This window comes from Methylorubrum salsuginis, assembly GCF_900114375.1.
Taxonomy (GTDB): Bacteria; Pseudomonadota; Alphaproteobacteria; order Rhizobiales; family Beijerinckiaceae; genus Methylobacterium; species Methylobacterium salsuginis.
Genome location: NZ_FOSV01000005.1, coordinates 183,849 through 208,970 on the forward strand (window position 1 = coordinate 183,849; position 25,122 = coordinate 208,970).

Sequence of the window (25,122 nt, forward strand, 5' to 3'; positions counted from 1 at the left end):
CCCTGCCGTATGAATGAAGCCCCACCTCCGGCGACGCGCCTCACCCGTCTGATCGCCCGCGACTTCCGCAACCATGTCGATCTCGACCTCTCGACCGCGCGTCGCTTCGTGGCGCTCGTCGGCGAGAACGGGGCGGGCAAGACCAACGTGTTGGAGGCGGTCTCGCTGTTCTGCCCCGGCCGGGGCCTGCGCCGGGCCGACCTCGCCACCATGGCCCGCACCACCGGCCCCGGCGGCTTCGCGGTCTCGGCCACGCTCGACAGCGGCGAGGCCGAGCACCGGCTCGGCACCGGCTACGAGCCGCCGGTCTACGAGGCCCGCGGCAGCCGGGTCTGCCGCATCGACGGGGCGGCGGCGCCCTCGCCCGTCGCCTTCTCGGAATTCCTGCGGGTGGTCTGGCTCACCCCCGATCTCGACGGGCTGTTTCGCGGGCCCGCGGGCGACCGGCGCCGCTTCCTCGACCGGCTGGTGCTCGCGGTCGATGCCAGCCACGGCGCCCGCGTCTCGGCGATGGAGCGGGCGCTGCGCTCGCGCAACCGCCTGCTCGACGAGCGCCCGGACGACGGGCGCTGGCTCGACGCGGTGGAGCGCGAGGTCGCCGAACTCGGCGTGGCCGTGGCCCTCGCCCGCCGCGAGACCGCCGAGCGCCTCGACCGGCTCATCGCCGAGACGCGGGACGATGCCGCGCCGTTCCCCTGGGCCTCGGTGCGGCTGGAGGGCGACCTCGACGACCTCGTGGCGGTCTGGCCGGCGCTGGAGGCCGAGGATCGGTTCCGCCGCGCCCTGATGCAGGGCCGCCACCGCGACCGCGCGGCGGGCCGCACCCTGATCGGCCCTCAGACCACCGACCTCGTCGTCCGCCACGGCCCCAAGGACGTGCCCGCGGCCACCGCCTCCACCGGCGAGCAGAAGGCGCTGCTAATCGGCCTCGTCCTGGCCCATGCCCGCCTCGTGCGCGCCATGAGCGGGCTCTCGCCGCTCATCCTCCTCGACGAGGTGGCCGCCCATCTCGATCCGCGCCGCCGCGGCGGGCTGTTCGATGCGCTGGAGGCGCTGGAGAGCCAGGTCTGGATGACGGGCGCCGACCCGGCGCTGTTCGGCGAGCTGGAGGGCCGGGCCGACCTCGTGCGGGTCGCCGACGGGCGGATTCTTTTGGGAGAGGGCTGACGGCGGCTGGGGCCTGCGGCGCATCGGCTCGCGCGATCACCGGTCATCTGCGATAAGGCTGCCTGCCGCCCTGCCGTGATGGGCCGGCGCTCTTCCCAGTCCCAAAACCCTCCGAGACCCCATGTCCGCTCGCCTCGCCGAGGCCCGTGCCGCGCTCCAAAAGACCTTCGGCTACGACGATTTTCGGCCCGGGCAGGACGAGGTGATCGGCGCCGTGCTCGATGGGCAGGACGTGTTCGCCGTGATGCCGACGGGATCGGGCAAGTCGATGACCTACCAGCTGCCGGCGCTCGTCGATGACGGGCTGACCGTGGTGGTCTCGCCGCTCATCGCGCTGATGCACGATCAGGTGCAGCAGATGCACGCTTTTGGTATCGAGGCCGCGACGCTCAACTCGACCGTGGCCGAGACGACTTCGCGGGAGACGTGGCGAAAGATCCGCTCGCGCGAGTTGCGTCTTCTCTTTGTCTCGCCCGAGCGCCTCCTGATGGACGGCTGCATGGACGCGCTCCAAAGCGCGGGCGTGCGACGGCTGGCGGTGGACGAAGCCCACTGCGTCTCGCAATGGGGCCACGATTTCCGCCCCGAATACCGCGAGATCGCCCGCGCCCGCGAGGCACTGGGCAACGTGCAGACGCTGGCGCTCACCGCGACCGCCGACGCGGCGACCCGCGCCGAGATCGCCGAGCGGCTGTTTCCGGCGGGGCGGCCCCCGAAAACCTTCGTCCACTCGTTCGACCGGCCGAACATCCGCCTGACGTTTCAGCCGAAGGACAACCCGACGCGGCAGCTGGAGCGGTTCCTGAAGAACCGGCGCTCGGAGAGCGGGATCATCTACTGTTCGTCGCGAAAGCGCGTGGAGCAGCTGGCCGATACGCTGAAGGCCGACGGCTTCAACGCCCTGCCCTACCATGCCGGCCTCGACCAGGGCACGCGGGCGCGCAACCAGGACACGTTCCTGCAGGAGGACGGGGTGGTGATGACCGCCACCATCGCCTTCGGCATGGGCATCAACAAGCCCGACGTGCGCTACGTCTGCCACGCCGACATGCCGACCAACATCGAGGGTTATTATCAGGAGATCGGCCGCGCCGGCCGCGACGGCCTGCCCTCCGACACGCTCACCCTCTACGGCCTCGACGACATGGCGCTCCGCCGCCGCCAGATCGACGAGAAGGAGATCCCCGACGAGCGCCGCCGGGTCGAGCGGCGCAAGCTCGAGGCGATGATCGCTCTGTGCGAGGGCGCGGTCTGCCGCCGCCAGTCGCTGCTCGGCTATTTCGGCGAGGCGAGCGAACCGTGCGGCCGGTGCGATCTCTGCCGCGGCGGCGTCTCGCTCATCGACGGCACCGTCTCGGCCCAAAAACTCCTGTCGGCGATCGTGCGCACCGGTCAGCGCTTCGGCGCGGCCTATGTCTGCGACGTGGTCCACGGCAAGGAGAGCGAGCCGATCCGCCGCAACGGCCACACGGCGCTCAAGACCTTCGGGGTCGGTGCCGACAAGCCGGTGGCGGCGTGGCGCGCGCTGCTGCGCCAGCTCTTTGCCGCAGGCGCGGTCGCCGAGAACACCGACGGCTATGGCGGCCTCGTCATGACCGAGAAGGGCGAGGCGATCCTGTTCGGCCGCGAGACCGTGCAGGTGCGCCCCGACCCGGAGCCGAAGAAGGCCGAGCCGCGCAGCCGCCGCACCACCCGCAGCGAGGACGCCGCGGACGGGCTGAACGAGGCCGACGAGGCCCTGTTCCAGCACCTGCGGGGCCTGCGCGCCACCATCGCCCGCGCGGAGGGCATCGCCGCGTTCATGGTGTTTCCCGACCGTACGCTGATCGAGATGGCCCGCGGCAAGCCCGTCGATCTCTGGGCGCTCCGCTCGATCCACGGCGTCGGCGAGCGCAAGCGCGAGGCCTATGGCGAGCGCTTCACCGACGCGATCCGCGAGTTCCTGAGCGATGCCGCGAGCGGTCGCAGCGCGCCGGGCTGAGGCGGCCTCTCAACAGGTTTATCCACAGCCCCCAGCGACCGGCCGCCGCAGGCGGGCGCATTGCGTCGTCCACACTTATCCACATATAAATCGTCAACAGAACAAAACACGAACAAGCGCCGCTGCAGCCTACCCCCCTCACGGGCCTCAGGGACATCGCCATGAGAACCGCCGACAAGCAGATCGCCGACATCCTCGTGCGCTACGGCGAGCCCTTCGCGGGCAATGTCTGGCGCGTGCAAGGCACCGCCGTGATCTACCACAAGACGTTGGAGCGCATCGCCGCCCACACCCGCATCCGCTTCGACCCGCCGACGCTGATCCGCTCGGAGCGCGACGAGGCGGTGATTCTGGTCACCGGCCGGATGCCCGGCGAGAAGGCGGGCGAGGAGCGGATCGAGTGGTCGATCGGCGAGGCGCTGGTGAACGTGAACTACCGCGTCTCGGGGCGGCAGGCGGCCTATGTCTACGCCATGGCCGAGAAGCGGGCGAAGGATCGGGTCATCCTCAAGCTGATCGAGCTGCACGGCCTCGTCTATTCCGAGGAGGAGGCCGACGAGTTCCGCCAGAACCACGGCGTGCCGATCCGTGCGGTGGACGAGGATTACGACGCCCCGCCCGCCTTCGACGAGGTGACCGAGCAGGAGGCCGACCTGAAGCGCCTGATCGACGAGGCGGAGACGATCAACGCCGTCACCGACCTGATGCTCGACGAGCGCACCCAAAACATCCTCAACGCCATGCCGCACGGCACCCGCGAGGAGGTGCGCGACTACGCCAAGGCCCGCCTCCGCGCGCTCGGCTGGCCGCCGGCCAAGAAGCCGGCCCGCGGACGCGCCGCGTAAGTCCGGGGTTCCCAAAGGACGTGTCCTTTGGCGGGGCACCGGGGCAGAGCCCCGGTTTCCCTCCAAAACCGGGGCTCCGCCCTGGACCCGCGAAAGGACTCGTCCTTTCGAAACCTGAATTGGGTCACCGATGGATGTGCTGGCGGGTTCGGTCGAGCGGGTGACCTTCCACAGCGCCGAGACCGGCTTCTGCGTGCTCAAGGTCCATGCCCGCGGCAAGCGCGATCTCGTGCCGGTGGTGGGCCACGCGCCTGCCATCGCCGCGGGCGAGTGGATGACGGCGTCCGGCCGCTGGACGACCGACCGCGAGCACGGGCTCCAGTTCCGCGCCGAGACGCTGCAGGTCACGCCGCCGACCGGCATCGAGGGCATCGAGCGCTACCTCGCTTCGGGCCAGATGCGCGGCATCGGCCCGATGATGGCCAAGCGCATCGTCGCGGCCTTCGGCGAGGCGGTGTTCGAGATCATCGAGGCCGAGCCCTCCCGCCTCACCGAGGTCGAGGGCATCGGCAAGACCCGCGCGGCCCGCATCGTGAAGGGCTGGGCCGAGCAGAAGGCGGTGCGGGAGATCATGATCTTCCTGCACGCCCACGGCGTCGGCACCGCACGGGCGACCCGCATCTTTCGCACCTACGGCCATGACGCGCTGAAGGTCATGGCCGAGGACCCGTACCGGCTCGCCCGCGACATAAGCGGCATCGGCTTTCGCACGGCGGACGCCATCGCGATCCGCCTCGGCCTCGCCCGCGAGGCGCCGCAAAGGCTCGCCGCCGGGATCAGCTACGCGCTCCAGAAGGCGATGGACGAGGGCCATTGCGGGTTGCCCGTCGAGGCGCTGGTGCGCTCGGCCGCCGAACTGCTCGATGTCGGCCCCGACCTCGTGCGCTGCGCCGCCGCTTTGGCGTTGCGCGAGGGACGCGAGGTCGTGGCCGACACGCTCGCCGGCGAGCCGTGTCTGTTCCTGAAGGGTCTGCACGGGGCCGAGCGGGCGATGGCCGCCCGGTTGCTCGACCGCGCCGCCGGTTCTCCGCCCTGGCCCTCCATCGATCTGGCCCTGGCTCGCCCCTGGGTCGAGGCCAAGACCGGCAAGGCGCTCTCAGCCTCCCAGGCCGAGGCCGTGGGCCTCGCCCTCTCCAAAAAACTCTGCGTGCTGACCGGCGGGCCGGGCGTCGGCAAGACCAGCACGCTCGACGCGATCCTGCGCATCCTCACCGCCAAGGGCGTGCGGGTGCTGCTCGCCGCCCCCACGGGACGGGCCGCCAAGCGCATGGCCGAGCAGACCGGGCTGGAGGCGCGCACGATCCACCGCCTCTTGGAGATCGACCCCCGCCACGGCGGCTTCCAGCGCTACGAGGCCAACCCCCTCGATGCCGACCTCGTCGTCATCGACGAGACCTCCATGGTCGATGTGCCCTTGATGCACGCCCTGCTCAAGGCGGTGCCGGAACGCGCCGCCCTGATCCTCGTCGGCGACGTCGATCAGCTCCCCTCGGTCGGTCCGGGGCAGGTGCTCGCCGACGTGATCGCCTCCGGCCGCGTGCCGGTGGCCCGCCTCACGGAGATCTTTCGGCAGGCCGCCGAGAGCCGGATCGTCACGAACGCCCACCGGGTCAATACCGGCCGCCTGCCCGAGGCGCCGGCCCGCGGCGCGGACAGCGACTTCCACATCGTGACGATCGACGAGCCGGAAGCCGGCCTCGACACGCTGGTGGAGCTGGTCGCCCGCCGCATCCCACGCCGCTTCGGCCTCGATCCGGCCCGCGACATCCAGGTGCTGACGCCGATGATCCGCGGCACGATGGGGAGCCGCAACCTCAACCACCGGCTACAGGCGGTGCTGAACCCCGACCCGCCGGCCCTGGTCGAGCGCTTCGGCTGGCGCTTCGCCCCCGGCGACCGGGTGATGGAGACCCGCAACGACTACGACCGCGACGTGTTCAACGGCGATCTCGGCACGGTCGCGGCGCTCGACCTGGCCGAAGAAGCCCTGAGCGTCGATTTCGACGGGCGGCTCGTGGTCTATCCCTTCGCCGAGCTCGACACCCTGGTGCCGGCCTTCGCCACCACGATCCACAAGGCGCAGGGCTCGGAATATCCGGCGGTGGTGATCCCGCTAGTGACGCAAGCCCGCACCATGCTGGCGCGCAACCTGCTCTACACCGGACTCACCCGCGGGCGCCGCCTCGTCGTGCTGGTCGGCCAGCCGAGGGCGATCCGCATGGCGGTGCAGGCGGGCAGCGTCCGCCGCCGATGGACCAAGCTCAGGGAGTGGCTGGAGGCGGGCTGACGCGGGCGGCTGGCGTTGCCGTTTTGCCCTCGCGCCGTCCGCTCGTCATCGTGTAGGCCAAGTAGACAGGCCGCTGGCCGCAATTCGGAAGAAGAAGGGCCGCCCGCCATTTCCCGCTCCGACCCTTCCGAGCCGGTGCGGCAGGTCTTCTACCTGCCGGGCTTCGACCCGCGCGAACCCGAGACCTATTGGGGCCTGTTCCGCCGGGAGAGCCGCATCACGTCCGAGCGTCGCGGCATCCGGATCGCGGTGAGCGAGCCGGTGCGCTCTGCCGACGGAATCAGCCTCGATTGGGACGTGACCGGCGCGATCGACGGCGCGACGATTCCGGTGCGCTACAGCCTGCTGCGCTGGGACGACATCGTGCGCGCCCGCTTCCCCCGCTCGAACCTGCGCCGGCTCGCCGAGGCGCCGGTCCTGTGGTGGCGGCTGTGGCGCAGCGGCTATCTCAAGGCGTTTCGAAGTGAGGCGCGGCGCTTCCACCGCGTCATCCTCGGCGTCCACCTGCTCTACCTCGCCATCGTCGTGCTGAGCCTCGCCCTGGCCGGCGCCGTGGCGTCGGTCGCACCCCTGCCAGGACTTGCCACCCTTCTCCTCGTTCCGCTCCTCGCCTACGCGATCCTCGGCGGGCTCATGCGCGTGACGCGGGGCAGGCCGCTCTACGTCGCCCATCTCGTCGACGACACCGCCTTCACCCATGACCACGCCTCCGGCCGCGAGACCGCGATGCGCCAGCGCCTCGATCCCTGGGCCGAGCGCATCCGCGCCGCCGAGGGCCGGGCGTCCGAGATCGTGGTGATCGGCCATTCCTCGTCGAGCTTTCTCGCCCTGGAGGCCCTCGACCGCGTCCTGGCGCTCGATCCCGGCTTCGGGAGCCGCGGCACGCCGGTGACGCTCGTCACCCTCGGCAGCGTGATTCCCTGGATCACCCTCGATGCCCGGGCCGAGAAGACGCGCGCCGCGCTGGCCCGGATCGGCGCCGCGAGCGGAATCGGCTGGCTCGACATCCGCGCCAAGTGGGATTGGCTGTCGATCCACCTGCGCGATCCGCTCAGCGCCTCGGGTCTCACCGCGCCGCCGCCGGGGCGGATCGCCATCCTGCGGGTGTCGATCGAGGACCTGATCGAGCCGAAGATCGTCGCCCGGCGGCGCTGGAACCTGTTCCGGATGCATTTCCAGCTGCTGATGTCGAGCCGGGCGCCCGGCGCCTTTGACTACGCGGCTTTCGTGGCCGGGCCGGAGCCGGTCCACGCAGCGGTCGCCCGCCTCGCCGCGCCGCCCCCGCTCGTCCAGGAAATGTGAGGAAAAGCGCGGACCGGGTCGCGCGCGATCCTGTTGCGACGCGGTTCGGTGTTTGCAGCCGTTCCCGTTCCGCTTTAGAGCGAAACCCGCGTCGCGCCAGCCCTCACTTGGGGTAGGCTGCGGATCGAGTGGGGCCGTTTCGGGCTCACGCGCGGCGAAGGTTTTAGGCAAGGTCTGCGGATGTTTCGCAACGACGTTCCGATCACTCCCGAGCTCGTGCGCCAGCACGGTCTGACGCCGGACGAGTACGAACGCTTCCGTGCCCTGGTCGGCCGCGAGCCGACGCTGACCGAACTCGGCATCGTCTCGGCGATGTGGAACGAGCACTGCTCCTACAAGTCCTCGCGCAAGCACCTGCGCGGCCTGCCGACCTCGGCGCCGTGGGTGATCCAGGGCCCCGGCGAGAACGCGGGCGTCATCGATATCGGCGACGGGCTGGCTTGCGTCTTCAAGATGGAGAGCCACAACCACCCGAGCTTCATCGAGCCGTATCAGGGCGCGGCGACCGGCGTCGGCGGCATCCTGCGCGATGTCTTCACCATGGGGGCGCGGCCCATCGCGGCCCTGAACGCCCTGCGCTTCGGCTCGCCGGATCATCCCCGCACCCGCCATCTCGTCTCGGGCGTCGTCGCGGGCGTGGGCGGCTACGGCAACTCGTTCGGCGTGCCGACCGTCGGCGGTCTCGTCGGCTTCCATCGGCGCTACGACGGCAACATCCTCGTCAACGCCATGGCGGTGGGGCTGGCCCGCACCGACGCCATCTTCTACGCGGCCGCCACCGGCGTCGGAAACCCGATCGTCTATCTCGGCTCCAAGACCGGCCGCGACGGCATCCACGGCGCCACCATGGCCTCGGCCGAGTTCGACGATGCCAGCGAGGCGAAGCGCCCGACCGTGCAGGTCGGCGATCCCTTCGCGGAGAAGCTGCTGCTGGAAGCCTGCCTGGAGCTGATGGCGTCCGGCGCCGTCATCGCGATCCAGGACATGGGCGCGGCGGGGCTGACCTGCTCGGCGGTCGAGATGGGCGCCAAGGGCGATCTCGGCGTCGAGCTGCATCTCGAGAAGGTGCCGACCCGCGAAGAGGGCATGAGCCCCTACGAGATGATGCTCTCCGAGAGCCAGGAGCGCATGCTCATGGTGCTCAAGCCCGGCATGGAGGCCGAAGCCGAAGCCATCTTCGTGAAGTGGGGCCTCGATTTCGCGGTCATCGGCCACACCACCGACACGCTGCGCTTCGTCATCAAGCACCACGGCGAGACGGTCGCCGACCTGCCGATCAAGGAACTCGGCGACGAGGCCCCGCTCTACGACCGGCCCCACATCGCCAACACCCACCAGCCGGTGATCGCCGCCGCCGACGTGAGCGCTCCGGTTCCGAACGCCGCGGCCCTTAAAGCCCTGATCGGCTCGCCGGAACTCGCCTCCAAGCGCTGGGTCTACGAGCAGTACGACCACTTCATCCTCGGCAACACCGTGCAGAAGCCCGGCGGCGACGCGGCGATCGTGCGGATCGAGGACGGTCCGAAGGGCCTCGCCATCTCCACCGACGTGACGCCGCGCTACTGCGAGGCCGATCCGGTCGAGGGCGGCAAGCAGGCCGTGGCCGAGGCGTGGCGCAACATCACCGCGGTCGGCGGGCGCCCGCTGGCGATCACCGACAACCTCAACTTCGGCAACCCGGAGAAGCCCGAGGTGATGGGCCAGCTCGTCGGCTGCCTCAAGGGCATCGGCGAGGCCTGCCAGGCCCTCGACTTCCCCGTCGTGTCCGGCAACGTCTCGCTCTACAACGAGACCAACGGCGTGGGCATCCTGCCGACCCCGACCATCGGCGGCGTCGGCGTCCTCGACGACGTCGAGCGTCACGCGACCCTCTCGCTCAAGCGCGAGGGCGACGTGCTGGTGCTGATCGGGCGCACGCAAGGCTGGCTCGGCCAGTCGCTCTACCTCTCGGAAGTTCTCGGCCGCGAAGAGGGCGCGCCCCCGCCCGTCGATCTCGCCGTCGAGCGCAAGGCCGGCGACTTCGTGCGCAGCCTGATCCTGTCGGGCATCGCCGACACCGTCCACGATCTCTCCGACGGCGGCCTCGCCGTGGCGCTCGCCGAAATGGCGATGGCCGGCGGGATCGGCGCGACGTTGCCCGCCGTGCCGGACGGTGTGCTGCCGGCCCATGCCTACCTGTTCGGCGAGGACCAGGGCCGCTACCTGATCGCGCTGCCGGCTGAGGCCGCCGCCGATCTGCTCTACAGCGCTTCGGCGCAGGGGATCGACGCCGCGACCGTCGGCATCGTCGGCGGCCGGAACCTCGTTCTGCCGGGCGAGGAGACGGTGTCCGTGGACGAGTTGAAGGCCGCTCACGAGGGCTGGTTCCCGGCCTACATGGCGAGCCAGCCGGCGGCGCCTGCCGCCTGATGAGAACGGGAGACACCCCATGCCGATGGATGCCCACGAGATCGAGTCGATGATCCGCGAGGCGCTGCCCGACGCGAAGGTGGAGATCAAGGATCTCGCCGGCGACGGCGACCACTATGCCGCCACCGTCATCTCCGCCGCCTTCAAGGGCAAGACCCGCGTCGCCCAGCACCAGATGGTCTACGGCGCGCTCCAGGGGCGCATGGGCGGCGTGCTCCACGCCCTTGCGCTGACCACGGGCGTCCCCCAGGATTGAGAGGGTTGCGCGCGCCGTCTGCGGCGCCGCCTTGAAATTCTCCGGACAGCCCTGACTTCACGCCTAGAGACCCGAACGAAACGCCGACGAGGACCGCGCGATGACCGACATCAACACCACGATCCAGAACGAGATCGCGTCGCAGGACGTGGTCGTGTTCATGAAGGGCACGCCGCAATTCCCGATGTGCGGCTTCTCGGGCCAGGTCGTGCAGATCCTCAACTACCTCGGCGTGCCGTTCAAGGGCGTGAACGTGCTCGACGACATGGGCGTGCGCGAGGGCATCAAAGCCTTCTCCAACTGGCCGACCATCCCGCAGATCTACGTGAAGGGCGAGTTCGTCGGCGGCTGCGACATCGCCCGCGAGATGTTCCAGTCGGGCGAATTGCAGCAGTTCCTGTCCGAGAAGGGCGTGCCGGTGAAGTCGGCCGCCTGAGCCGCGCACGCCGCGTCGTCCCGAACGGTGGTTTCCGGCTTTCGGAAACGGACGATGCGGCACGAAAGCCGAGAGCACCGTCCCGGCCCCAGGATCCGGGGCGGTTCTCGCTGCTGAACTCTTCGCGCTCCGAACGCTTGTCTCCCGGGTCGACCCGGGAGGCTTCATGTACGACGTGATCATCGTGGGCGGCGGCCCGGCCGGGCTCAACGCCGCCCTGATCCTCGGTCGCGCCCGGCGGCGCGTGTTGCTCTGTGATTCCGGCAATCCCCGCAACGCCAACACCCCGGCGACTTGGGGCCTGTTCACCCGCGACGGCACCCCACCCGCCGAGCTGCGCGCGAAAGGACGGGCTGACCTCGCCCGCTACGACACCGTCGAGATTCGCGACATCGAAGTGACCGGCGCGTCCCGCGAGGGGGACGGCTTTGCCGTTCGCCTCGCCGACGGGCGCCGCGAGCGAGCCTGCCGGATGATCCTGGCCACCGGCCTGCGCCAGGACCTGCCGCCGGTCGCCGGCTTCGACACCTATTGGGGCACGGGCGTCCATTCCTGCCCCTATTGCGACGGCTACGAGGTGCGCGACCGTCCGCTCGCCATCTACGGGCGGGGCCATGGCGGCTGCGGCCTCGCCCTCGAACTCTCAGGGTGGAGCCGCGACGTCACCCTCTGCACCGATGGCGGCGACGGCGATCTGTCGGACAAGGATCGCGACCGTCTCGCGCGCAACCGTGTCCGCGTCATCGAGGCGGCGGTGGAGCGGCTCGACGGCGACGGCGTGCGCCCGCACCGCCTGCATTTCCGCGACGGCACCGACATCCCCTGCGCCGCCCTGTTCGTGATGCCCTTCGCCTGCAGCCCCTCGCCGCTCATCACCGAGCTCGGCTGCGACCTCGACGAGACCCGCGGCGTCGTGCCGACCCGCGAATACGAGCGCACCAACGTGCCGGGCCTGTTCGTGGCGGGCGACGCGTCGCGCCGCGTCCAGTTCGCGGTGGTCGCCGCCGCGGAGGGCGCGATGGCGGCGTTCGCCATCAACACCGAGATGATCGCCGAACGGACCCGCTGAGGCGCCGTGACCAATGCGGCGATGGGGCGTTGACCGCACAAACCTTGTGGAGCCCCGATGATTCCGACCACCCATCCCGAACCCGTCCGCGTCGCCGTCGCCTGCGGCTGCACCCTCGGGGAGGAGGTTCTGTGGGATGCCCGCGACGCCTCGCTGATGTGGGTCGACATCGAGAACCCGGCGATCTGGCGCCACTGGACCGAGAGCGGCGAGACCGAGCGGCTTCCCCTCGACGAGAATCTCAGCTTCGCCCTGCCGACGCCGGACCCTCACAGGGTCGTGGCCGGCTTCCGCTCGGGCGTGGCCGCCTTGAGCCTCGCCGACGGAACCCGCCGGCCCATCGTCCGGCCCGACGACTTTCCGCCCGGCAACCGGCTCAACAGCGGCAATGTCGGCCCCGACGGACACCTCTATTTCGGCAGCATGGACGATGCGGAAGAGGCCGAGACCGGCAGCTATCACCGCTATGACGGACGAGACCTCGTCACCTTCGGCGGGCGGGCCGCGGTGACGAACGGTCCGGTCGCGAGTCCGGATGGGCGGCGCCTCTATACCATCGACACCGCAGAGGGCATCGTTCGGACCCACACCTTGAGAGGTGAGGAGATCGGCCCGCCGGAGCCGCTGATCCGCTTCGAGGACGGTTGGGGCAAGCCCGACGGCCTGACGCTCGACGCCGAGGGCCATCTCTGGATCTGCCATTACGGCGCGTCCCGCATCACCCGCTTCCGCCCGGACGGCACGGTCGAGCGCGTCGTGCCGATCCCGACGGCGCTGGTGACGAAATGCGCCTTCGGCGGCCCGGATCTCACGACGCTCTACGTCACGACCTGCCTGCGCGGGCGCGATCCGGCCATCGATCCGATGGCCGGTCACCTGTTCCGGGTGGAGACCCCGTTCAAGGGGCTTCCGGCGCGGCTCTACGAGCTGCCGCTACCCTGAAAGAAGGGATCAGCCGTGGCAGGTGCAGCCGGCGTGGTCGCAGCCGTCCTTCTCGGGATGGCCGTCGGCGCAGGCGTCGCAGCAGAACGCCTTCTCTTCGCGCTTCACCGCGCTCTCCAGCGAGACCACGCACACGCAGTCCGGGCAGGCGCACTTCACCATCTCGACGTTCACGCTGGTCATATCGGCACCTTGAGAAGAATCGTTTCGCGAACCGGTTCGCACCGGGACGAAACGATCTTCGTTCCGGCCACGCCGGAGCGCAATCGTTTTGCGACAAGATCGAACAAATGTTGCTTTTGGGACGCGGGTCGGCGGCTCAGGCCCCGCCCGCGAGCAATTGCGACACCCGCGCGGCGAGTTCGGCGGAGGCGAAGGGCTTCTGCATCACCGGCAGGTCGTCGGGGATCGGCACGGCCTCGGCGTGGCCGGTCAGGAGCAGCACCGGCACGCCTTCGAAGCGGCTGCGGATCGCGGCGGCGAGTTCGACGCCGGTCATGCCCGGCATGGCGAGGTCGGCCACCACGAGGTCGAAGCGCCCGCCCTCCTCCATCATGGCGAGCGCCGCGTGCCCGTCCTTGGCCTCGGTCTCGGTGTAGCCGAAATCGTTGAGGAAGGAGGCCGTCACGTGGCGCACCTCCGGGTCGTCATCGACCACGAGGATGCGGGCCGGAACCGCCGCGGTCGCCACCTCCGGCACGGTCTCGGCCGCATCCGCCTCGGGCGTGGCTTCCGCCTGCGGCAGGGCGAGTTCGATGCGGGTGCCGGTGCCGACCTCGCTGGCGATGCGAAGCCGCCCCCCCGCCTGCTGGGCGAGGCCGAACACCATGGCGAGGCCGAGGCCCGTGCCCTGCCCCACCGCCTTCGTGGTGAAGAACGGCTCGCAGACCCGCTCCAGGAGTTCGGGCGGGATGCCGGTGCCCTCGTCGGCCACCGTGACGACGGCATAGGTGCCGGACTTGAGATCGGGGTCGTCGGCGATGTCGGCGCGCCGCGTCGCGATCGTCACGCGTCCGCCGTCCGGCATGGCGTCGCGGGCGTTGATGCAGAGATTGAGCACCGCCAGTTCGAGCTGGTCGGGATCGACCAAGGCGCGGGGCGTGGCGGGATCGAGGTCCCGCACCACGGTGACGAGGCTGCCGAGGCTCGATCCGAACAGGGCGCTCATGCCCTCGATGAGCGCGTTCGGATCGACGGGGCGGGCCTTCACGTCGTTGGAGCGGCTGAAGCTGAGGAGGCGCTTGGTCAGCGCCGAGCCGCGCTGGGCCGCACCGGTGGCGTTGTCGACGAGGCGCTTCACCCGCGGCTGGTCGGCGATCCGCGGCCCGACCAGTTCCAGGCTGCCGAGGATGGCGGTGAGCAGGTTGTTGAAGTCGTGGGCGATGCCGCCGGCCAGCGTGCCGAGCGCCTGCATCTTGTCGGATTGGCGCAGCCGCGCCTCCAGGCTCTTCTGTTCGGTCACGTCGCGTTCGATCGTGGCGAGGTGGGTCACCTCCCCGCTGCCTCCGCGGATCGGCACGCGGATGACGTGCGACCAGCGCTCCGCCCCGAGCACCCCGCGGGCGATCACCGTCGAGCCGGCCTCTCCGGCGGCGACGGAGCGCGCATCGGCCTCCTCCGTCTCCCGTGCCTCGGACGTGTCGGTGACGGCGGTCTCGGTGCGGCCGAGGCTCGCCTCGATCTCGGCGCCCATCAGGGCGGCCTTGCGGGCATTGAGGCGCACGAAGCGCCCGCCCGCATCCTTGAACGAGATCGCCTCCTCGGCGTGATCGAGCAGGCCGCGCAGGAGCGCCCGCTCGGTGGCGAGATCCCGGCCGAGGCGGTGGCGCTCGTAGGCGTTGCGCACGGTGGCGCGTAAGAGCGTCGGGTCCCAGGGCTTGGCGACGTAGCCGATGATGCCGCCGCGGTTGAGCGCGGCGATCACCGCCGAGATGTCGGCGTAGCCCGTGAGCAGGATCGCCTGCGCCTCGTGGAAGCGCCGGGCCTCGGCCAGGAGCGCGTCGCCGGTCATGCCGGGCATGCGCTGGTCGGAGACGACGACGGCGATGTCGGGCTCTTCGCGGAGGAGGCGAAGCGCCTCCTCGGGCTTGGCCGAGGTGAGCACCCGGTACTCGTCCTCGAACAGGTCCTCGAGGGCGATCAGGATGTCCGGCTCGTCGTCGACGGCCAGGATCGTGCCTCTGCTCATGCCGCTGCCGACTGCCTCGGGATGCCGATGACGAAGCTCGCGCCCCCACCCGGCGCCGTCTCCACGGTCAGCGAGCCGCTATGCGCCTGAACGACGCTGTACGCAATCGCCAAGCCGAGCCCGGTACCCGATCCGACCGGCTTCGTCGTGAAGAACGGCTCGAAGATTTTTTCGCGCAAGTCTTCGGGAATACCCGGCCCGGTGTCGCTGATGCGGATGAAATCGGTCTCCTCGTCGGAGTCGGTCGCCACGGTAATGGTGCCCTCTTCGGGAATGGCGTCGGCGGCGTTGCCGAGGATGTTCATGACGACCTGATTGAGGAGCGCCGGCGTACAGTGAATCTCCGCGCGCCCGGAAAAGTCGCGCCGGACGGCGATGCGGGTGCCGAGCTTGTGCTGGATCAGCGCCAGCACGGTCTCGATCGCCTCCGGCACGTTGACGAGACCGCGCTCGCCCTCGTCGAGGCGCGAGAATTTTCGCAGGTTCAGCACCAGTTCCTGGATGCGGGTGAGGCCGAGCCGCATCGAGCCGACGCGGTCGCGGGCTTTGGTGAGGGCGCGGGCGCCATCGGGGGCTTCCGGGGCCGGCAACTCGCTTAAGATTCGCTCGACGGTGCCCTGGTGGGCCAGGATGAAGGCGAGCGGGTTGTTGATCTCGTGGGCGATGCCGGCGACCAGCTCGCCGAGCGAGGCCATCTTGGCGGCCTGGACGAGCTTTGCCTGCGCCTCGGTCAGCTTGCGGTTGGCGTCCTCCAGATCGCGGTTGGCCTGCTGGAGCGCGTCGGCCAGAGCGGCGCGGGCGGCCGCCGCCTCGGCTTCCGCGCGGGCGCGCTCGACGGCGCGCTCGCGGTCGCCGAATTCGCCGGAGATGCGGCGGTTGTCCTCTTCCAGCAGGCGGCGGCGCACGAGGCCGCGCACCCGCATCGCCAGCACCTCGCCGTCGGCCTTGGACACCACGTCGTCGGCGCCGGCCGCGAAGGCCGCCACCAGCAGGCTCTTGTCGGGCTTGGCCCCGGCCATGCCGATCAGCGGGAAGCCCGCGCCGCCGGCCTCTGCCTGCTTGAGGCGGCGCGCGCCGATCTCGGTACAGAGCGCGATGCCGTCATAGGGGCTGCCGACGAGGTCGAGGGTGACGCAGTCGAAGCTCGCCCCCGGCTCGTCCAGCGCAGCCAAGGCTGCGGCCCGGTCGGCCGCCGCCACGACGGTGTGGCCCTCCTGCGAGAGCAGGCCGGTGAAGAAGGCCCGGTAGGTGGCGCTGCCGTCGACGATCAGCACCCGGCCCCGGCGGAAGGCGGCCCCCGACGGCCCTTCCGCCGCGCCGCTCTTGCGCTCGCGCAGGAGCGCGCGGATGCGCAGCACCAGCAGGTCGCGGTCGGCGGATTTCTCGACATAGGCGTCGGCGCCGCTCTCGAAGCCGTGGCGCTCGCCGTCCCGCGCGCTCGTCAGCATCACGACGGGCAGCGCGCGGGTGCGCAGGGACAGCCGCATCTGCCGGGTGAACTCGTCGCCGTTCATGCCGGGCAGGTGATGGTCGGCGACGACGAGGTCGGGCAGGTCGGTGTTGAGGAGGTCGAGCGCGGCTTCCGCCGTCGCGCAGCGCTGCACCGAGAATCCCTGGGCTTCGAGCTGAAGCCGCAGTTCCAGCGCCTGGGTCTCGGAATCCTCCACCAGCAACAGGCGGTGCTCCCGCGCCGCCTCGGCTGCGGGCATGGTCATGACGGTCTCCCCTGGGCGAGCCGCAGCAGATGGGGCGCGACCTGCTCCAGGGGAAGCACCCGCGACGCCGCCGAGAGCCGCACGGCCGCCGCCGGCATGCCGTAGACGACGGCCGAACTCTCGTGCTCGGCGACCGTTGCGGCGCCGGCCTTTCGCATCTCGAGGAGGCCGGTGGCGCCGTCCTCGCCCATGCCGGTGAGCAGCACGCCGATGCCCTGCGCCCCGGCCTGTCGGGCGACGGAGGCGAACAGCACGGTAGCGGCCGGGCGCTGGCCGCCGACCGGGGCGGCGTCGCTCACGCGCAGAACGCCGCTGGCGCCCAGTTCGAGATGGCGGTCGCCCGGCGCGACGTAGACGCGGCCGGGCGCCATGATCTCGCCGTCGCGGGCGAGCCCCACGGGCAGCGCCACCACGCCGTCGAGCCAACTGGCAAAGCCTTCCATGAAGGCCGCGCCCATGTGCTGGACGAGCAGCACCGGCAGCGGGAAGTCGGCCGCGAGGCCGCCGATCACTTTCGCCAAGGCGGGCGGGCCGCCGGTGGAGGCCGCGATGGCGAGCACGCTCGGGGTGGCCGAGACCGGCTCGAACAGGGCCGGCATCTCGGCCGCCGGGGGCGCAGCCTTGCGCGCCGCCCATTCGGCGCCGATGGGGCGGCGGCGGATCACCGGGACGGCGGCCATGATGCGCAGCTGCGTGCAGATCTGGCCGGCGACGGCGTCGTAGCCGTCGTTCGTCGTCGCCACCGGCTTCTCGACCACCGACAGCGCCCCGGCCCGCAGCGCGTTCATCGAGATCTTGAGGGAGGAATCCTCGACCGAGTCGGCGATGACGACGATGGGCGTCGGCCGGTCGGCCATGATGCGCCGGGTCGTCTCCAGACCGTCGATGCCGGGGAGCCGAATGTCCATCGAGATCACGTCGGGCCGCACGGTATCGATCGCCGCGAGCGCCGCCTCGCCGGACTCGACCGCGCCGGCGAGTTCGAGCCGCGGATCGCGGCTGATGATGTGGGTGAGCAGGGTGCGGACGACGAGGGAATCCTCGACCACCAGCACGCGCACGCGCCCCTTGGGCGCCAGAATGTCGCTTCCCCCGCTCACAGCAGCTGACCGATGGTGTCCAGGAGTTCGCGCTGGTCGAATTTCTGTTTGGTCAGATAGGCGTCGGCCCCGAGTTCGAGGCCGCGGGCGATGTCCGCCTCGTCGCCGCGGGAGGTCATCAGGACGATGGGCAGGCGGCCGAATTCCTCCTCGCGGCGCAGGGCCTCGACGAGGCCGAATCCGTCGAGGCGCGGCATCTCCACGTCGGCCACCACGCAATCGACCGGTTCGATGCGCGCCCGCAGGCGATCGAGTGCCTCCTGTCCGTCGACGCAGACGATGACGCGGTAGCCCGCCGCTTCCAAGATGCTCTTCTCCAGGGTGCGGGTCGTGATCGAGTCGTCGACGACGAGAATCGTCGAACGCCGCGTCTCAACCATCGTTCCGTCGGCCGGATTGTATGGTTTCATACGCTCATGGGAAGGCCTCGGCCCCGCATGGCCCAGTCGCGCGATCAGGCCGTCGGGATCGAGCACCAGGGCCGGGGTATCGGTGCCCAGCACCACGGTTCCGGTCACGAGCGCCGGATCGACGCCGAAGGGCGGGGCCGGGAGCACGAGGAGGCGGCGCACGTCGTGCAGGGCCTCGACCGTGACGACGCAGCGCCCCTGCGCGCCGCGCAACCGCAGGGCCGGCACCGTGGCGGTGTCGCGGGCGGCTTCCGGAACGCCGAGCAGGGCGCTGAGGGCGGCGACGGGAAGCGTCGTGCCGGCGCGCTCGGCCTCGCCTTCCACCGGGACGACCGCGCGTCCCGCCACGGTCTCCAGCACATCCGGGTCGAGCCGGGTCAGCGCCTCGACGGCGCCGCTCGGCAGGGCGTAGCGGACCCCGCCCGCCTCGACGATCACCACGGGGCGCCGTGCGGCGGAAAGCGGCAGCGTCAGGATCAGCGAGGTGCCGTGCGGGTCACGGGGGGCGAGCCGCACCTGCCCGTGCAGAGCGCGGGCGACCTCGGCGACGACGGAAAGCCCCATGCCGCGGCCCGACAGGGCGTCCACCGTGCCGGCGGTGGAGAAGCCCGGTTCGAACGGCAGCGCCAGCAGCGCCTCCGCATCGGGCCGCGCCTCCGGGCCGAGCAGCCCGCGCTGGCGGGCGGTGGCCTCGATGGCCGAAAGGTCGGGCCCGCGGCCGTCGTCATGGATGCCCAGCACGAGGCGACCGCCCTGGGCCTCGATGCTGAGCAGGATCGACAGGGCGGGCGGCTTGCCGGCGCGGCGGCGGGCCTCGGGCGGCTCGGCGCCGTGGCTGAGCGCGTTGCGCAAGGCGTGCAGCACCGGATCCTTGAGCGATTGCAGCATCGCCCGTTCCACCGGGAGATCGAGGCCGCGGGCCGAGACCTCGACGTCGCGTCCCTCGGCTCGGGCGAGGTCGCGCACCATCCGGGCGAGGCCGCCGAACACGGTCTCGGCCGGGACCAGGGCGAGGCGCTCGGCTTCCTCGCGCACGCGGGCGGCGGCGGTCTCGACGGCGAGGTTGGCGGCTTTCTGGCCCAGGGCGAGGTCGGAGGCCTCGCGGGCCAGGGCCGCGAGTCCGGCCTCGATCTCGGAAAGCGCCCGGCGAAGCGCGGCGGCGTCGGCGAGGTGTTCCGCCTGGCTGGGGCGTTGGGCGGCCTCGGCCCGGCGGCGCAACGCGCGGGCCTGGGCGGCGAAGCGGGTCGCACGCTCGGCCGCGAGGGTCTGGCCCGGCAGGGCGGCCCAGAGCCCGTGGCTTGCCCGCGTCAGCGCCTCGACGGCGGTGGCGGGCACGCGCAGGACGGCGAGCGAGGGTTCGCCCGCCGGTTCGGTCGCGGGGGGCGAGGGCGACGGCGTGGGGGCCGGTTCGGGCTCCGGTGCCGGCTTGGGGGCGGTCGGATCGAGGCAGGCGGCGAGAGCGGCGAGCGCATCGTCCGGCATCGCGCCGGCCCCGCCCGCGGCGACGTAGGCCTCGATCCGGTCGAGCGCCAGATGGGTCGCGGCCCGCGCCTCCCGGTCGAGGGGATGTTGCCCGGTGTTGATCCGCTCGAACAGGGCCTCCAGCTGATGCGCCACCGCCTCGACCGGCGGCAGATCGACGGCCCGCGCCGCGCCCTTCAGGCTGTGGGCGCGGCGAAACACGTCGTGCCAATCGACGCCGCCCTCGGCGGCCAGCGCGGCGCGGATCGCGTCGAGATGCTCGCGATGCTCGACCTCGAAGGCGGCGAGAAGCTGTTGGCGGATGTCCATGCGGCGCGGCCTAGAGCATCGGTCCGAAAGGTGGGAACCGGCTTTCGGAAAAAGACGATGCGGTTCAAGGATCTAGAGCATCGGTCCGAAAGGGGGGAACCGGCTTGTCGCAGAAAGCCGATGCAGCCCAGTCACCTAAAGCCGGTATCGCTCGGCCAGAGCCATCAGCCCCTGGGCGAGTTCGGTGAGGTTGGCCGAGGCCGTCTCGACCTCGCGGGTGCCGGCGGCGGTCTGCTGGCTCGCCTGCCGGATGTTCTGGAGCGCCCCCATCACCTGTTCGATGCCGAGCTGCTGCTGGTTGGTCGAGGCCACGATCTGCTGGAAGGTCTGCACGCCCTCCTCCACCCGGGCGGCCATCTCCTCGATGGTTCGCACGGTCGAGTCGGTGCGGGTCTTGCCCGCCGCCGCGCGCTTGACCGCTTCCTCCGTCAGCATGACCGAGGCGTTGATGCCGCGCTGGATCTCGCCGAGGATGCCGCGCACCTGCACGGTCGCCTGCTTGGCCTGATCGGCGAGCAGCTTCATCTCCGAGGCGACGACCGCGAAGCTGCGCCCCTCCTCGCCGGCCGCCGCCGCCTCGATGGCGGCGTTGAGGGCGAGCAGGTGGGTGCGCTCTGAGATGTCGTTGACCGTGACGATGATCTCGCCGATCGCCTGGGTCTTCTCGCTGAGCGCCACGATATTGCCGGCCACCGCTTCGCCCTGCTCGCGGATCGAGTCCATGGCCTTGGCCGTGTCGGTGGCCGCGCGAAGCCCTGAGCGGGCGGTCTGGGCCGCGGCCTGGGCGGTGGCGATGACCTCGCTGGCACGCTTCGAGATCTGGGCGCCCGAATGGGTGATCTCGTCGACCGTCGCGGCAGTCTCCTGCACGGCGGCGAACTGCTCTTCCACGCTCGCCGCCTGTTCCTGCGCCGAGGCGCGGATCTCGGCCGCCGCCGCGTTGAGGTCGGCGGTGGCGGCGCGGTTGGTCCGGGCGAGGTCGGCGAGCCCCGCGGCCATGCTGTTGAGGGTTGCGCCCAGGCGCCCGATCTCGTCCTGGCCGGTGCGCTCGAGGCGGCCGGTGAGGTCGCCGGCGCCGATGCGCTCCACGAAGCGCATGACGTTCTCCAGCGGGCGCACCACGGCCCGGCTGATGAGGATGGTCACGAGGACCGAGAGCAGCACCGAGGCGATCACGGTGATGGCGATCGACAGGCGGCTCGCATCGTAGATGTCGCGCACGCTCTTCTGTCCGACCGCGATCACGCCGTCGAGCGCGGTGCGGGCGTTGCCGATGCTGCGCAGGAGGCCGTCATGGAGGCGGTTGATCTCGTCGTTGCGCCCTTCGACGGTGGCGATGTCCTTGGAGTTGACCGCCTGGAGCTGGACTTCGCTGGCCGAGCGCACCTGCCGGAAGCTGTCGCTGACCTCGTCGATGACGCTGCCGAACCGGATCCAGGCCGAGGCGCGGTCCGCGGAGATCGCGGCGGCGCGGTACTCCTTCACCTCGGCCGCGATGATGGCGAGCAGGCGCTCCAGCTCCGTGGCGTTCTGGCGCCAGCCGCCGAGGAAGTCGTCCTGCTGCCGCTGCCCCGATCCTTGCGACGAGGTCAGCACCGCGATCACCGCGTTGCGGCGCACCAGCCCCATGTTGCGCGAGACGTTGCCGAGGTCGTCGAGCTGGCGCAGCACGCCGATGTCGCGGCTGACGATGGTGTCCGTCATGTCGCGCACGGTCGCGATCTGCCGCAGCGCGTAGGCGCCGAGCAGGGCCACGATCAGGCTCGCGGCCACGAAGCCGAGGAGGATGCGTTTTCCGATCGAGAGCGACACGGGCGTTCGAAGGCTCCGGCGATGGGGGAAGACCGGCCAGCGGCCGTCAGGTGGGGAAGCGGGCCAGCAGCGCCGGCAGGTCGAGGATCGAGAAGCCGTCGCGGACATCGCCGGTCCGGTCGGAGCCCGGCGGGACATAGCCCAGAACCGGGCCGGCTCCCAGGGCGTCGGCGGCGACGTTCGCGCGGGATTCGATGCGGGCGATGCCGACCACGCGGTCGACGGCCAGCGCCATCGCGGGCTCCTGCGCCCGCAGCCGCACGAGGTGCCCGTCCTCCGATCCGGCGCTGAGCCCGAGGCAGGCGGCGAGATCGAGCACGGTGACGATGGTGCCGGCCATGGCGCCGATCCCGCGCAGGGTCGTCGGCGCGCCGGGAAGTGCCGTGCAGGGGATCGGCGGCGTCACGCCCGCGACCGACGCGAGCGGCAGGCCAACGCGCTCGGCGCCGCAGGCGCAGACGAGGAAGCCCTCGGTCGCGACGGCGCGCTCCCCCCCGGCGGAGCGGGCGGCGAGCGCCGCCGCGCGGGCGTCGAGCAGGGCGTCGCGCCGTTCGACGATCTTCGCATCGAGGGCGGCCGTCATGCGGCCGGCCCGCTCGCGAGGAGCGCCCGCGCATTCTCGGCTAGGCGGAAGGCGCTCACGCCGTCTCCTTCGGGCAGGATCGTCTCGGGCGGCAGTCCTTGCGCGAGGCGAAGCGCGTTGTCGAGGGCGCGCGACGCCTCGTCCCGCCGCCCGCGACGGGCCAGCAACAGGCCGAGCTGGTAATGGGCCATGACGAAGCCGCGGTCGAGGAACAGCGCGCCGCGCAACGCCCGCTCGGCTTCCGCCTCGCGTCCGAGATCGAGGGCGAGCAACCCCTCGTAGTAGCGCAGGGCCGGATCGGTGCCGCGCCCGCCGATCCCGTCCTGCAGGAGCCGCCATGCCTGCGCGGTCTGCCCCGCATCGGCGAGTCGCCGGACGTGTCCGAGGAGATCGCCGGGGTCCGGGGCCTCGGGCGCTTGGGCCGGCGGCGGCGCCGGTTCGGCCCGCCGGGGCGCCGGTGGCGCCGGGGGCGGTGGGACCGGCTCGGGGAGCGGTATCGGCGGAAGGACGATCTCCGGCGGCCAAACGGGGGCCGGCTGCGGCTCGCCGGTCTGCGTGCCTACCGGGCGATAGGCGATGGTTCCGGGCAGGGCCACCGGCTCCAGCCATTGGGCGAAGGCCGGGTTGGGCTCGGCGTGGCCGATCAGCAGCCAGCCGCCGGGCTGGAGCCGCTGGCCCAGCGCCCGGACGATCCCGTTCACGTGCTCGGCCGAAAAGTAGATCAGCACGTTGCGGCACAGAATCAGATCGAAGTTCGCCCCCACATTCGCCGCCAGATTGGGCTGCGGACCCTCGATCAGCGAGAGCAGGTTCTGGCGCTCGAACCGGACCATCCGGCGATAGATCGGGCGCAGCGCATAGGAGCCGTGCGGGCGGCCCGGCCGGGCGGGCTGGCGCCGGAACCAGCGCAGGCGGTCGGCCTCGTCCATGGTGCGCAGGGCCCAGGGACCGAACTCGGCCTCGCGGGCAGTGGCGAGCGCCTCGACGCTGAGATCGGTACCGAGGATCGTCACCGACCAGTCGGACAGGGCTTCGCCGAGCAGGTCGCGAACGAGGATGGCCAGCGAATAGGGCTCGGCGCCGGTCGAGCAGCCCGCGCTCCAGATCCGGAGGGTGCGGGTGTCGGAGCGTGCGGCGATCAGGTCGGGCAGGATGCGGGCGCGCAGCGCCTCGAACTGCTCGGCGTAGCGGAAGAAGAAGGTCTCGCCGATGGTGATCTCGGCTTCGAGCGCCGCCCATTCGTCGCGCCCGCCGGGACCTTCGAGGCGGGCGAGATAGGCGGCGCAATCGGGCAGGCCGCAGGCTTTCAGCCGCCGGCGCACCCGGTCGTGCAGCAGATCGTCCTTGTCGCAATAATAGTTGTGACCGGTGCGGGCGATCACCCGCTCCTTGAGCGCGGGAAACGCCGGATCGTCGGCGGGGCCTGCGGCGCGGCGCGCGCGTTCGGGCGGATGCGTCACGCGGGCCGAACGGCCTCTGGCGCCCCGAACCGGGCGAGCCGCTCCTGAGCGGCGGCGGCGAAGGCGTCGAGCCGGGCCTGCTCCTCCAGCGTCAGGATGCGGTCGAGCGACAGCCGATGGACGAGATTCTGGTCGTGGGCGAACTCGGCCACGACGCAGCCGTTCAGGCTGCGTGCCGGCTCGACCGGCTTCATGGCCTCCGACGCGACGGCCACCACATCGAGCGCCCGGTCGACCAGAAGACCCAGCGCGCGAGAACGGGCCAGCACCACGTGACGATAGGGGTCCTCCGCGCCCGCACCGTCGCGCAGGCCGAACAGGACGGCGAGATCCACCACCGGCACCGGCTCGCCGCCGAGGTTGAGCAGGCCCGCGACCGGTCCGCCGACCGTCGGCGGCGCATGTAGGCGCGGCAGCGGCAGAATCTCCCGGATCTCGGCCTGCGGCAGGGCGCAAGGCGTGCCGGCCACGTCCACAATGAGATGGGCCGCGCCCGCCATGTCCACCCACCCGAAGAATCAAAAAGCCGGCCGCCCCGGTGGGACGGTCCGGCTGAGAATAGAGCGACCGCCGCGCCCCGGAAACGGGGGAGCGGCCCCGTCGCGATGCGCGGCTCGGACAAGGCGTCGCGGCCCGTCGTGAATTGCACGCCTCCGGCGCGCCCCTTCGGATCCGAGGTCGCTAATCGGCGCCCCGGAACGACGGTCGGAGGACGACAACGCGCCCCGCACCGTCTCGCCGTGGTCAGGCGACCTTCTGGCGCGAGCGGGACGGCTTCGTGGTCTCGGGCTCGGGCTCCGGCTCCTCGATACGGCCGCCGGGACGGCCCAGGCCGATCGACTTGGCGAGCGCCGAACGCTGCGCGGCGTAGTTCGGGGCCACCATCGGGTAATCGTTCGGCAGGTTGTAACGCTGGCGATACGAATAGGGGTCGAGACCGTGGGTGCCGAGATGACGCTTGAGGGTCTTGTAGGGCTTGCCGTCGATGAAGCTGATGATCGCGTCCGGGGTCACGGACTTGCGAACCTGAGCCGGGGTCGGCTTCTCGATCGCCTCCTCGGCCGGGGCCGCCGCGGCGGTCGCGCCGCCGAGCCCGGTCAAGGCTGCGTGAACGTTGATGATCAGGCCGGGAAGCTCGGACGCGGGCACTGAGTTGTTCGACACGTAGGACGAGACGATGTCGCTCGCCAATTCCACGAAGTCGTTGAATGATTTCTGACTCTCTTCCGTCATCCTGCTTGTCCGTTCCTATGGCCCCTCGGGCGGCAAGATCATACGTGTCGCCCGAAGACGCAAGGGAGCAATTTAAAAAACTACGTTTGCGTTGTGGGTATTGGCTTCGAAACACTCAAGTCGAGAGGCCGGGGGC

General features: G+C 71.1%; 20 protein-coding genes. 10 read left to right on the plus strand and 10 right to left on the minus strand.

The genetic code is table 11. The annotated features are described in order from the left end of the window. The first annotated feature begins 9 nt into the window (after positions 1–9). From recF to BM140_RS08975, 10 genes are all read left to right on the plus strand, one after another. Positions 10–1,167 (plus strand): DNA replication/repair protein RecF, encoded by a 1,158-nt coding sequence (gene recF, locus BM140_RS08930; protein ID WP_091944290.1) that lies wholly within the window; start codon positions 10–12, stop codon positions 1,165–1,167. A gap of 121 nt (positions 1,168–1,288) precedes the next feature. After that, positions 1,289–3,148, plus strand: a complete 1,860-nt coding sequence (gene recQ / locus BM140_RS08935) for a DNA helicase RecQ (protein ID WP_091944296.1) — start codon at positions 1,289–1,291, stop codon at positions 3,146–3,148. 161 nt (positions 3,149–3,309) lie between these two features. Beyond that, a complete protein-coding gene (locus tag BM140_RS08940) occupies positions 3,310–3,993 on the plus strand; it encodes a trna delta -isopentenylpyrophosphate transferase (protein WP_091944300.1) in 684 nt (227 codons plus the stop codon). A 130-nt stretch (positions 3,994–4,123) separates the two neighbouring features. Continuing rightward, positions 4,124–6,280, plus strand: a complete 2,157-nt coding sequence (gene recD2, locus BM140_RS08945; RefSeq protein ID WP_091944303.1) for an SF1B family DNA helicase RecD2 — start codon at positions 4,124–4,126, stop codon at positions 6,278–6,280. A 135-nt stretch (positions 6,281–6,415) separates the two neighbouring features. Next, on the plus strand, positions 6,416–7,582 hold the full coding sequence (locus tag BM140_RS08950; RefSeq protein ID WP_091944306.1) for a hydrolase: 1,167 nt from the start codon (positions 6,416–6,418) through the stop codon (positions 7,580–7,582). Between the two features lie 180 nt (positions 7,583–7,762). After that, positions 7,763–9,991 carry a phosphoribosylformylglycinamidine synthase subunit PurL gene (gene purL, locus BM140_RS08955; protein WP_091944308.1) on the plus strand — a complete coding sequence of 743 codons (2,229 nt, stop codon included), beginning with the start codon at positions 7,763–7,765 and terminating at the stop codon, positions 9,989–9,991. Positions 9,992–10,010: 19 nt separating this feature from the next. Continuing rightward, positions 10,011–10,247, plus strand: coding sequence for a BolA family protein (locus tag BM140_RS08960; RefSeq protein ID WP_091944311.1), 237 nt, complete (start codon positions 10,011–10,013; stop codon positions 10,245–10,247). 100 nt (positions 10,248–10,347) lie between these two features. Then, positions 10,348–10,683 carry a Grx4 family monothiol glutaredoxin gene (grxD, locus tag BM140_RS08965; protein ID WP_091944314.1) on the plus strand — a complete coding sequence of 112 codons (336 nt, stop codon included), beginning with the start codon at positions 10,348–10,350 and terminating at the stop codon, positions 10,681–10,683. Positions 10,684–10,849: 166 nt separating this feature from the next. Then, positions 10,850–11,752, plus strand: coding sequence for an NAD(P)/FAD-dependent oxidoreductase (locus BM140_RS08970; protein ID WP_091944317.1), 903 nt, complete (start codon positions 10,850–10,852; stop codon positions 11,750–11,752). A gap of 57 nt (positions 11,753–11,809) precedes the next feature. Next, the gene (locus tag BM140_RS08975) at positions 11,810–12,694 is read left to right on the plus strand and encodes an SMP-30/gluconolactonase/LRE family protein (RefSeq protein ID WP_091944320.1); all 885 of its coding nucleotides are present in this window, start codon (positions 11,810–11,812) and stop codon (positions 12,692–12,694) included. A 9-nt stretch (positions 12,695–12,703) separates the two neighbouring features. Here BM140_RS08975 and BM140_RS08980 read toward each other — a convergent pair whose 3' ends face one another. From BM140_RS08980 to BM140_RS09025, 10 genes are all read right to left on the minus strand, one after another. Then, complete coding sequence (locus BM140_RS08980; protein ID WP_091944323.1) at positions 12,704–12,877, minus strand: metallothionein; 174 nt, start codon at positions 12,875–12,877, stop codon at positions 12,704–12,706. Positions 12,878–13,013: 136 nt separating this feature from the next. After that, positions 13,014–14,882: a response regulator gene (locus tag BM140_RS08985; protein ID WP_091944327.1), complete on the minus strand. Its 1,869-nt coding sequence runs from the start codon at positions 14,880–14,882 to the stop codon at positions 13,014–13,016. After that, on the minus strand, positions 14,879–16,591 hold the full coding sequence (locus BM140_RS08990; protein WP_091944508.1) for a response regulator: 1,713 nt from the start codon (positions 16,589–16,591) through the stop codon (positions 14,879–14,881). Before BM140_RS08990 ends, BM140_RS08985 begins: the two co-directional genes overlap by 4 nt. Positions 16,592–16,593: 2 nt before the next feature. Next, complete coding sequence (gene cheB, locus BM140_RS08995; RefSeq protein ID WP_091944330.1) at positions 16,594–17,658, minus strand: chemotaxis-specific protein-glutamate methyltransferase CheB; 1,065 nt, start codon at positions 17,656–17,658, stop codon at positions 16,594–16,596. Between the two features lie 35 nt (positions 17,659–17,693). Continuing rightward, positions 17,694–19,898 carry a hybrid sensor histidine kinase/response regulator gene (locus BM140_RS09000; RefSeq protein ID WP_091944334.1) on the minus strand — a complete coding sequence of 735 codons (2,205 nt, stop codon included), beginning with the start codon at positions 19,896–19,898 and terminating at the stop codon, positions 17,694–17,696. Between the two features lie 135 nt (positions 19,899–20,033). Then, complete coding sequence (locus tag BM140_RS09005) at positions 20,034–21,710, minus strand: methyl-accepting chemotaxis protein (RefSeq protein WP_244535362.1); 1,677 nt, start codon at positions 21,708–21,710, stop codon at positions 20,034–20,036. 46 nt (positions 21,711–21,756) lie between these two features. Beyond that, positions 21,757–22,293, minus strand: coding sequence for a chemotaxis protein CheW (locus BM140_RS09010; protein ID WP_091944340.1), 537 nt, complete (start codon positions 22,291–22,293; stop codon positions 21,757–21,759). Continuing rightward, entirely contained in the window at positions 22,290–23,753 is a 1,464-nt protein-coding gene (locus BM140_RS09015) for a CheR family methyltransferase (protein WP_091944343.1), read from the minus strand. The genes BM140_RS09010 and BM140_RS09015 overlap by 4 nt, the downstream gene beginning before the upstream one ends. Continuing rightward, positions 23,750–24,253: a chemotaxis protein CheW gene (locus tag BM140_RS09020; RefSeq protein WP_091944346.1), complete on the minus strand. Its 504-nt coding sequence runs from the start codon at positions 24,251–24,253 to the stop codon at positions 23,750–23,752. The genes BM140_RS09015 and BM140_RS09020 overlap by 4 nt, the downstream gene beginning before the upstream one ends. 244 nt (positions 24,254–24,497) lie before the next feature. Further along, positions 24,498–24,986 carry a Ros/MucR family transcriptional regulator gene (locus BM140_RS09025; RefSeq protein WP_091944349.1) on the minus strand — a complete coding sequence of 163 codons (489 nt, stop codon included), beginning with the start codon at positions 24,984–24,986 and terminating at the stop codon, positions 24,498–24,500. Positions 24,987–25,122 lie beyond the last annotated feature (136 nt).

Excerpts from the sequence above, each read along its gene's own strand:
- recF (WP_091944290.1), top strand. The coding sequence starts at position 10 with ATGAATGAAGCCCCACCTCCGGCGACGCGCCTCACCCGTCTGATCGCC.
- recQ (WP_091944296.1), top strand. The coding sequence starts at position 1,289 with ATGTCCGCTCGCCTCGCCGAGGCCCGTGCCGCGCTCCAAAAGACCTTC.
- BM140_RS09010 (WP_091944340.1), bottom strand. The coding sequence starts at position 22,293 with ATGACGGCCGCCCTCGATGCGAAGATCGTCGAACGGCGCGACGCCCTG.
- BM140_RS08940 (WP_091944300.1), top strand. The coding sequence starts at position 3,310 with ATGAGAACCGCCGACAAGCAGATCGCCGACATCCTCGTGCGCTACGGC.
- BM140_RS09020 (WP_091944346.1), bottom strand. The coding sequence starts at position 24,253 with ATGGCGGGCGCGGCCCATCTCATTGTGGACGTGGCCGGCACGCCTTGC.
- BM140_RS09025 (WP_091944349.1), bottom strand. The coding sequence starts at position 24,986 with ATGACGGAAGAGAGTCAGAAATCATTCAACGACTTCGTGGAATTGGCG.
- BM140_RS08980 (WP_091944323.1), bottom strand. The coding sequence starts at position 12,877 with ATGACCAGCGTGAACGTCGAGATGGTGAAGTGCGCCTGCCCGGACTGC.
- BM140_RS09000 (WP_091944334.1), bottom strand. The coding sequence starts at position 19,898 with ATGGACATCCGCCAACAGCTTCTCGCCGCCTTCGAGGTCGAGCATCGC.
- grxD (WP_091944314.1), top strand. The coding sequence starts at position 10,348 with ATGACCGACATCAACACCACGATCCAGAACGAGATCGCGTCGCAGGAC.
- BM140_RS08985 (WP_091944327.1), bottom strand. The coding sequence starts at position 14,882 with ATGAGCAGAGGCACGATCCTGGCCGTCGACGACGAGCCGGACATCCTG.
- BM140_RS08990 (WP_091944508.1), bottom strand. The coding sequence starts at position 16,591 with ATGCCCGCAGCCGAGGCGGCGCGGGAGCACCGCCTGTTGCTGGTGGAG.
- BM140_RS08970 (WP_091944317.1), top strand. The coding sequence starts at position 10,850 with ATGTACGACGTGATCATCGTGGGCGGCGGCCCGGCCGGGCTCAACGCC.
- BM140_RS08975 (WP_091944320.1), top strand. The coding sequence starts at position 11,810 with ATGATTCCGACCACCCATCCCGAACCCGTCCGCGTCGCCGTCGCCTGC.
- purL (WP_091944308.1), top strand. The coding sequence starts at position 7,763 with ATGTTTCGCAACGACGTTCCGATCACTCCCGAGCTCGTGCGCCAGCAC.
- BM140_RS08960 (WP_091944311.1), top strand. The coding sequence starts at position 10,011 with ATGCCGATGGATGCCCACGAGATCGAGTCGATGATCCGCGAGGCGCTG.
- recD2 (WP_091944303.1), top strand. The coding sequence starts at position 4,124 with ATGGATGTGCTGGCGGGTTCGGTCGAGCGGGTGACCTTCCACAGCGCC.